Annotated in this window: 2 rRNA genes; both read right to left on the reverse strand. The window is 55.0% G+C overall.

The annotated features are described in order from the left end of the window. Positions 1 to 67: 67 nt before the first annotated feature. Positions 68 to 180: ribosomal RNA gene (gene rrf, locus H0A72_RS21865) — 5S ribosomal RNA — on the reverse strand. A gap of 246 nt (positions 181 to 426) precedes the next feature. Then, a 23S ribosomal RNA gene (locus H0A72_RS21870) occupies positions 427 to 2140 on the reverse strand; the annotation flags it as partial.

The raw sequence follows: 2140 nt of genomic DNA on the forward strand, positions 1-2140 counted from the left end.
CTGTTCAGGCGCGTTCAAAGCAAAACCCCCCAGTCGATGTGTCGCTGGGGGGTTTTTTGGTATAAGAGCCTGACGATGACCTACTTTCACAGACGTACGTCCACTATCATCGGCGCAAAGGCGTTTCACGGTCCTGTTCGGGATGGGAAGGGGTGGGGCCACCTTGCTATGGTCGTCAAGCGTAACGGGTTGCCCGGGGCCTTGCTTGGGGCAAGGGCCTGGGCCAATCTGGTAAGAAGCCCTGCCGCCCGCTTTGGGGGACGGCAGCAACTGGGTAATTGGGGTATTGGGAGGTATTGCGTATACGGGTTTGCGATGGGTACCGAGCTTGTCAGCTCAGCCTGTTGTGCGCCGCCCTTTTCATGCGCGGCGGCGACTTTCACTTTGTTTGAACGGCACTTGAACACCCACAACCTGCAAGGTTATAGGATCAAGCCGCACGGGCAATTAGTACTGGTTAGCTGCGCGCATTACTGCGCTTACACACCCAGCCTATCAACGTCCTGGTCTCGAACGACCCTTCAGGGGGGTCTAGCCCCCGGGATACCTAATCTTCAGACGAGTTTCCCGCTTAGATGCCTTCAGCGGTTATCTCTTCCGTACGTAGCTACTCGGCAATGCCATTGGCATGACAACCGATACACCAGCGGTACGTCCACTCCGGTCCTCTCGTACTAGGAGCAGGCTCCGTCAAGTATCCAACGCCCACGGCAGATAGGGACCAAACTGTCTCACGACGTTTTAAACCCAGCTCACGTACCTCTTTAAATGGCGAACAGCCATACCCTTGGGACCGGCTACAGCCCCAGGATGAGATGAGCCGACATCGAGGTGCCAAACACCGCCGTCGATATGAACTCTTGGGCGGTATCAGCCTGTTATCCCCAGAGTACCTTTTATCCGTTGAGCGATGGCCCTTCCATTCAGAACCACCGGATCACTATGTCCTGCTTTCGCACCTGTTCGACTTGTCAGTCTCACAGTCAAGCACGCTTATGCCATTGCACTATCAAGACGATTTCCGACCGTCTCTAGCGTACCTTCGAACTCCTCCGTTACACTTTAGGAGGAGACCGCCCCAGTCAAACTGCCCACCATGCACTGTCCCCAACCCGGATAACGGGCCAAGGTTAGAACCGCAAACAAACCAGGGTGGTATTTCAAGGTCGGCTCCCCCGAATCTGGCGACTCGGGTTCTACGCCTCCCACCTATCCTACACAGGCCGGTTCACAATCCAATGCAAAGCTACAGTAAAGGTTCATGGGGTCTTTCCGTCTAGCCGCGGGTAGATTGCATCATCACAAACACTTCAACTTCGCTGAGTCTCAGGAGGAGACAGTGTGGCCATCGTTACGCCATTCGTGCAGGTCGGAACTTACCCGACAAGGAATTTCGCTACCTTAGGACCGTTATAGTTACGGCCGCCGTTTACCGGGGCTTCGATCAAGAGCTTGCACCCCATCACTTAACCTTCCGGCACCGGGCAGGCGTCACACCCTATACGTCGACTTTCGTCTTGGCAGAGTGCTGTGTTTTTAATAAACAGTCGCAGCCACCGATTCTCTGCGACCCCTTCATGCTCAGGGCGCGGGCCCATCACACTACGCAGGGTATACCTTCTCCCGAAGTTACGGTATCAATTTGCCGAGTTCCTTCTCCTGAGTTCTCTCAAGCGCCTTGGAATATTCATCCCGTCCACCTGTGTCGGTTTGCGGTACGGTCTCGTAGGACTGAAGCTTAGAGGCTTTTCTTGGAACTGCTGCCGATCAGTCTAGAGCCTAAGCTCTATTCAGCCACACCCTTGAATTACGCGCCCGGATTTGCCTAAAGCGCCTTCTTCGATGCAGCAACGGGGACTTCCAACACCCCGATGACCTTTCGCAATCCGTCCCCCCATCGCATCCTACGACGGTGCTGGAATATTAACCAGCTTCCCATCAGCTACGCATCTCTGCCTCGCCTTAGGGGCCGACTCACCCTGCGCCGATGAACGTTGCGCAGGAAACCTTGGACTTACGGCGAGGGGGCTTTTCACCCCCTTTATCGCTACTCATGTCAGCATTCGCACTTCTGATACCTCCAGCAGACTTCTCAATCTGCCTTCGCAGGCTTACAGAACGCTCTCCTACCGCGTATATC

This window comes from Parapusillimonas granuli, assembly GCF_013416525.1.
GTDB lineage: Bacteria > Pseudomonadota > Gammaproteobacteria > Burkholderiales > Burkholderiaceae_B > Parapusillimonas > Parapusillimonas granuli.